The sequence below is a fragment of the Siccirubricoccus soli genome, assembly GCF_024178315.1.
GTDB classification, from domain to species: Bacteria; Pseudomonadota; Alphaproteobacteria; order Acetobacterales; family Acetobacteraceae; genus Siccirubricoccus; species Siccirubricoccus soli.
In genome coordinates, this window is the sequence record NZ_JAMZIK010000268.1 from 1 (window position 1) to 5,556 (window position 5,556).

The 5,556-nt window shown below is 72.1% G+C and carries 4 protein-coding genes; 1 reads left to right on the forward strand and 3 read right to left on the reverse strand.

Annotated elements, in window-relative coordinates; genetic code table 11:
• The first annotated feature begins 347 nt into the window (after nt 1–347).
• Complete coding sequence (locus tag NJ376_RS28080; protein ID WP_252956659.1) at nt 348–827, forward strand: DUF3237 domain-containing protein; 480 nt, start codon at nt 348–350, stop codon at nt 825–827.
• Nucleotides 828–1,063: 236 nt separating this feature from the next.
• On the opposite strand, the gene NJ376_RS28085 is transcribed toward NJ376_RS28080, so the two are convergent.
• The 3 genes from NJ376_RS28085 to NJ376_RS28095 form a co-directional block, all read right to left on the reverse strand.
• Nucleotides 1,064–1,735, reverse strand: a complete 672-nt coding sequence (locus NJ376_RS28085) for a GntR family transcriptional regulator (protein ID WP_252956660.1) — start codon at nt 1,733–1,735, stop codon at nt 1,064–1,066.
• A 408-nt stretch (nt 1,736–2,143) separates the two neighbouring features.
• Nucleotides 2,144–3,142, reverse strand: coding sequence for a tripartite tricarboxylate transporter substrate binding protein (locus NJ376_RS28090; RefSeq protein ID WP_252956661.1), 999 nt, complete (start codon nt 3,140–3,142; stop codon nt 2,144–2,146).
• Nucleotides 3,143–3,197: 55 nt separating this feature from the next.
• Nucleotides 3,198–4,877 (reverse strand): thiamine pyrophosphate-binding protein, encoded by a 1,680-nt coding sequence (locus tag NJ376_RS28095; RefSeq protein WP_252956662.1) that lies wholly within the window; start codon nt 4,875–4,877, stop codon nt 3,198–3,200.
• Nucleotides 4,878–5,556 lie beyond the last annotated feature (679 nt).

Consider the following 5,556-nt stretch of genomic DNA (forward strand, 5'->3'; position numbering starts at 1 on the left):
CGGTGGCCGCGCCCAGGCTGGCCGGCCGCTTCCCGCCGCGGCGCCTTGCGCCAGGGCCTGCCTGCCATGCCCGGCGCGCCTGACCCGGCCATGGTGGGGGAGGGGACGGCCAATGGCCGCGCCCGCGGCCAGCCAGCAGCCCCCCTGCCGCGGCACGCCGCGCTACGCCGATGGCAGGGCAGCCCTTCGCCGCCGCCCACGCCTTGCGCAACCCGGCAGCGGCTGCTGTCCTGCCGGGGCTTCGCCGCGGAGGGCCGCGCGACGTGCCCGGAGAGCCAAGCCTCCGGGGCCTTTCCCGCGGGTTGCGCCGCGACTCCGCGGGGCACCTGCAAAGGGAGTGGAGACAGATGGCCGTCACCCCGCTACCGCTGACCACGGAATTCCTGTTCCGCATCGTGCTGACCGCCGGCACGCCGCAGATGTCCACCGGCCCGGCCGCCCGCGGCGGCGAGCTGCGCGTCATCCCGGTGACCGGCGGCAGCTTCGAGGGGCCCGCCCTGCGCGGCGAGGTGGTGCCCGGCACCACCGCCGACTGGCTGCGGGTGGAGGCCGACGGCACCGCCCATATGGATGTCCGCCTGGTGCTGAAGACCGAGCGCGGCCAGACGCTCTACATGCACTACAGCGGCGTCCGCACCGGCCCGGCGGAGGTGCTGGCCCGGCTCGGCCGGGGCGAGGCGGTGGATGCCGGCGCGTACTACTTCCGCACCGCGGTGCGGTTCGAGACGGCGGATCCGGAGCTGGCCTGGCTCAACCGCGTGCTGGCGGTGGGCATCGGCCAGCGCCCGCCGGCGGGGCCGACCTATGACGTGTATGTGGTGAGGTAGGCGGCGAGGGCCGGCGCCGGCCCATGCCGGCGCCACCACGTGCCGGGACGGGCGGGCGAGAGCAGCCTCCGAGCTGATGGACCATGGCGCGATCCAGCAGCTCGGAGATAAGCTGCTCGAGAGCCTTTGTTCGCAGTGCAGATTCACGCCTCCGGGCGATGCCGCCCTACGGCGATCTGCTCTGGATATTGCTCCAGAGCATCCGGCCCGGCCGCCATGCCGGGCGCGTCACCGCCTCAGCCGCCGCGATGCCGGCGGGCGGCGGTCACCGCCTCGAAATCCTGCCCCTCATTGCGCTGGATATGGACGGAAAGCAGGGCGACGGCCTGCGCCTCGTCCCCCGCCTCCAGCGCCTGCAGCAGGGCGTGGTGCTCGCGGTCGGCGGCCGGCGCGTCGTTGATCCCCTGGCCCAGCCCCCAGACCACGGCGAGCTGGCGGGAGAGGCTCTGCCACAGGGCGAGGAGCGGCGGGTTGCCGGAGGCGGCGCAGAGCTCGCCGTGGAATTGCTCCTCCGCCGCCACCCGCAGGGCGGGGTCGGGGGCCCCGACCACCGCGCTGAAGCCGGCGGCGGCGTCCCGCAGGCCGAGGAAGCGCTCCGCCCCGCCTGGCTGGGCCAGGGCCTCCCGCACCGCCAGCACCTCCAGCGCCAGGCGCACGCGCATCAGCGCGGCCACCCCGGCATTGGTCACCTGCATCAGCCGCATGCCCTTGTAGGGCGTGGAGCTGACGATGCCCTGGCTTTCCAGCAGCCGCAACGCTTCCCGCACCGGCACCCGGCTGATGCCGAGGTCGCGCGCGATCTCGGCTTCCACCAGCCTGTCGCCGGGCAGGAAGATGCCGCGGGCGGCGGCGGCGACGATCGCCTCCGCCGCCTGCTCTACCATGGTACGCGGCTGAACCGGGAGCAATCGCCGGGGCTCCTCCAGCCGTGCAACCATCTCCGCCGAAGCCCCACCTCGCGCCCGGAGGTCCCGAACCGCCACGCCTGAACCTTTCAATCACGCGAAAATATGCGCCCCATTATCAACCATATGGTTCGAAAAGGGAACAGCACCGTGCGCCGTTGCAAAAGAGCAACGCTGCACCGGAACAACACAACTGAAAGTTGTCTCCGATTTGTTAAGACAGCGCCCCGACCTGTGCGGCGCGCCGGGTGCTACCGGCCATGCCGCGCCGGCCCCCGCATCGTTCCATAAAGGCGCCCGCGTGCCTGGCCGGGCAGCCGGTCTTGGCGGCGGGACTGGCGGCCATCGCCCCGCCGCCGGGAAGGGCGACGGGCTGTTCGCGCCCTGAAATAAAATGTCAGCCCGGCCGCCTCAGCCTTCCTTCCAGGGCCGGACCTGCCAGAGCTGGCGCAGCGCCGCCTCCGTCTCCGCCGCCATGCTGGCATAGGCGCCCCCCACCAGCGGCCGCAACGGCATCCCCATCCGCTCCGCCTCCCGCCGGAAGCCGGGATCGGCGAAGACCGCGGTGAAGGCCGCCTCCAGCCGCGTCCGGATCGGCGCCGGCAGGCCGGGCGGGGCGACGAAGCCGCGCGTCGCGCTCATCAGCACGTCGAAGCCCTGCTCCCGGAAGGTCGGCACATCCGCCAATGCGGACCAGCGCTCCACCGAGGCCTGGCCGAGATAGCGCACCTGCCCCTCCCGCCGCAGCGCCAGCCCGTCCGAGGCATTGGCCACCAGCAGGTCGATATGCCCGCCGAGCAGCGCCTGGATGGAGGGCGCGGCGCCGTTGAAGGGCACATGGACCATGGGCGGCAGCCCGGCCCCCGCCTCGAAGGCCAGCATCGCGATGTGGTCGTCCGAGCCGACGCCGGTGCTGCCATAGCTGAGCCCGCCCGGCCGCGCCTTCGCCGCCGCCGCCAGGTCGGCCAGCGATGTCAGCGGCGAGTTCGCCAGGACCAGCACCACATTCGCATCCTCCACCGCATTGGCGAGGAAGGTGAATTCCAGCGTCCGGTAGCGCGCCGCGCGCTCCAGCGGGATGGCCTGCAGCACCGGGGCGCTGACCGCGCAGAGCAGGTAGCCATCCGCCGGCGCATGGAAGGTCAGCTCGAAGCCGAGCTGCCCGCTGGCGCCGGCGCGGTTGGTCACCACCATCCGCGCCCCGCCGAGCTGCTGCCCCACCAGCGGCATCAGCAGCCGGGTCATGACATCGACGCCGCCACCCGGCGGGTAGGGCACCACCACCTCGATCGGCCGGTCCCCTGGCCAGGCGGCCGGGGCCTGGGCCAGCGCCGGACGGACCAATCCAGGGGCGGCCAGGGGCGCGGCAAGCCCGGCCAGCCCGGCGCCAAGCGCACGGCGAGTGAACATGGTCTCCTCCCTCTTGCTCTTTGCCGCGAGGCTAACAGAGCGGGAGGGCGCGTGGCTATTCGGCTGCGCGCTTCGCGTAGATTCCCATGTTGTTGTACGGCGCATAGGGCGGGAAGGCGCCGATCGCCTGCATGTCCACCTCCACCAGGCTCGGCCCCGGCGTGGCCACCGCCTTCGCCACCACCGGCCCCAGCTCCTCGACGCTGCTCACCCTGAACCCCGGCAGCCCGGCGACGGCGGCAAGCTGCTGCAGATCCGGCCCCTGCAGATCGCCGTAGAACATCCGCCCATCCTGCAGCGCGCCCTGGATGTGCTTGATGACGCCGTAGCCGCGATCGTTCATCACCATCACCACCAGCTCCGCGCGCTCCTGCACCGCGGTCCAGAGCTCCGTCTGGTTCAGCGCGAAGCCGCCGTCGCCGACCATGGCGATCGCCTTGCGGCCGCCTCCCGCCAGCGCCGCGCCGATGCCGAGCGGCAATCCCGGCCCGATCGCCGCGCTCACCGGATGCACCGCATCCCGCGGCCCATAGACCGGGAAGATGCGGTTGCCCCAGGAGGAGTTGCTGATGGTGATGTCCCGCACCCAGAGCGCATCCCGCGGCAGCGCGGTGCGCAGCCGCGCCGGAAACTCCGCATAGGGCCCGAGCGTGTCGCAATAGGCCGCCACCGCCTGGCGTTTCATGGCGGCGAAATCGGCGGCGAAGCCGGGATCGACCTGCATGCGCCCGCGCAGCCGCTGCGCCAGCGCCGCCATGGTCAGCCCGGCATCGCCGCAGACGAAGGCGGCGCTGGGGTAGGTGCGGCCGCAGGCAGCGGGATCGACATCCACCTGCACCAGCGGCTCCGGCAGCTTCAGGCTGAACTCCATCGTCTCATGCCCGCGCAGCTTGCTGCCCACCACCAGCATGGCGTCGCAGGAGCGGTAGAACTCGATGACGCGCGGGCTGCCATTGCCGTGCAGCCCGCCGAGGCTCATCGGATGATCCTCCGCGACGATCCCCCGCCCGTTCCAGGAGGACACGACGCCGAAGCCGAGCTCGAGGAGCTGCAACGCCTCCGGCCCCGCCGATTTGGCGCCGTTGCCCAGCCAGAGCATCGGGCGCTTGGCGCGCGCCAGGATCTCCACCGCCTCCTCCAGCGCCGCCTCGCTCGGCGGCAGGGGCGGCGGCACCGGCAGCACCAGGCTGTCCAGCATCGCCGGACGAGGAATGACGGTGCGCTGGATGTCGATCGGGATCTCGACCGAGACCGGGCCCATGGGCGGGGTCAGCGCCAGCGTCGCGGCGCGCGTCAGCACCCCCAGCGCCTCCGCCGCTGAGCGCACGCGGAAGGCGGATTTGCAGACCGCGGCGAGCATCGCCGTCTGCCCCGGCACGTCATGCACCGAGCCCATGTCGCGGTCGATGAACCTGGTCGGCGTCTGGCCGGTGATGTGCAGCACCGGCGAGCCGGCGAATTGCGCCTCCACCAGCCCCGCCACGGCATTCGCGGCGCCCGGCCCGGTGGAGGTGAAGATCACGCCGAGATGGCCGGACACCCGCGCATAGGCATCCGCCATATGTGCCCCGCCCATCTCGTTCCGCGCCATGACGTAGCGAATGGCATTGCGCCGGCCGATGCCATCCAGCATCGGGATGTTGTGGACGGAGACGATGCCGAAACAGGTGGTGACGCCGATGCGGGCAAGGAACTCCGCGACCAGATCGCCGACATTGTAGCTGCTCTCCGCCATGGCACGTCCCCCCGGGTGTTGCTTGCGGCGGAGTGTGCGCGGGTTGGGCGCTTGGCGGTAGGGGGGTGTCCGAGGGAGGCTCTGCCTCCCTCGGGCTCCCTCCGCCAAAGGCCGAAAGGCCTTTGGAAACCGTGAGTCTGCCGGGTGGGCGACGGCGCCGAAGCTTGGCCTGCCGGCATGGCGGTGAAGGCTGCCGATCCGCCGAGCGCGACAGCTTCGGCGCCGGGCTGCGTGAGGTCTTCCCGGAGGCAAGCTGCGCCTCGCGGTCTGTAGCGAGGCCCCGGCACCACGCTTCAGACCCTTGGCGTGCGGGAGAGCGGCACGGCGCGTCCGGAAGCGGCGGTCATCGGTTGCCGCGCAACGCGGGAGGAAGGCGCTCATGCGTGCATGGCATCCTCCGGCCGCAGGCGGTGGAGATCGCCCTCGCCGGACACCGCGGCGACTTCACCCATCGCCGCGCCAGATCCCACTCCTCCGGCTGCGCCGTGCAATTTTCTTGCGAATCAAAAACGTTCGATATATGTTCTAATCGCCCTGCCGGACCCCGCCCCATGTCCCCTCCCGCCTTCCTCCCCGCCGAGCTGCCGAAGGCCTTCCTGCTCCGCCGCCTGGCGCTGGACCCCATCCTCTGCCTGACGCCGCCCCGCCCCTGGGCCCCGCTGACCGAGGCCGAATGGGC

Excerpts from the sequence above, each read along its gene's own strand:
- NJ376_RS28090 (WP_252956661.1), bottom strand. The coding sequence starts at position 3,142 with ATGTTCACTCGCCGTGCGCTTGGCGCCGGGCTGGCCGGGCTTGCCGCG.
- NJ376_RS28080 (WP_252956659.1), top strand. The coding sequence starts at position 348 with ATGGCCGTCACCCCGCTACCGCTGACCACGGAATTCCTGTTCCGCATC.
- NJ376_RS28095 (WP_252956662.1), bottom strand. The coding sequence starts at position 4,877 with ATGGCGGAGAGCAGCTACAATGTCGGCGATCTGGTCGCGGAGTTCCTT.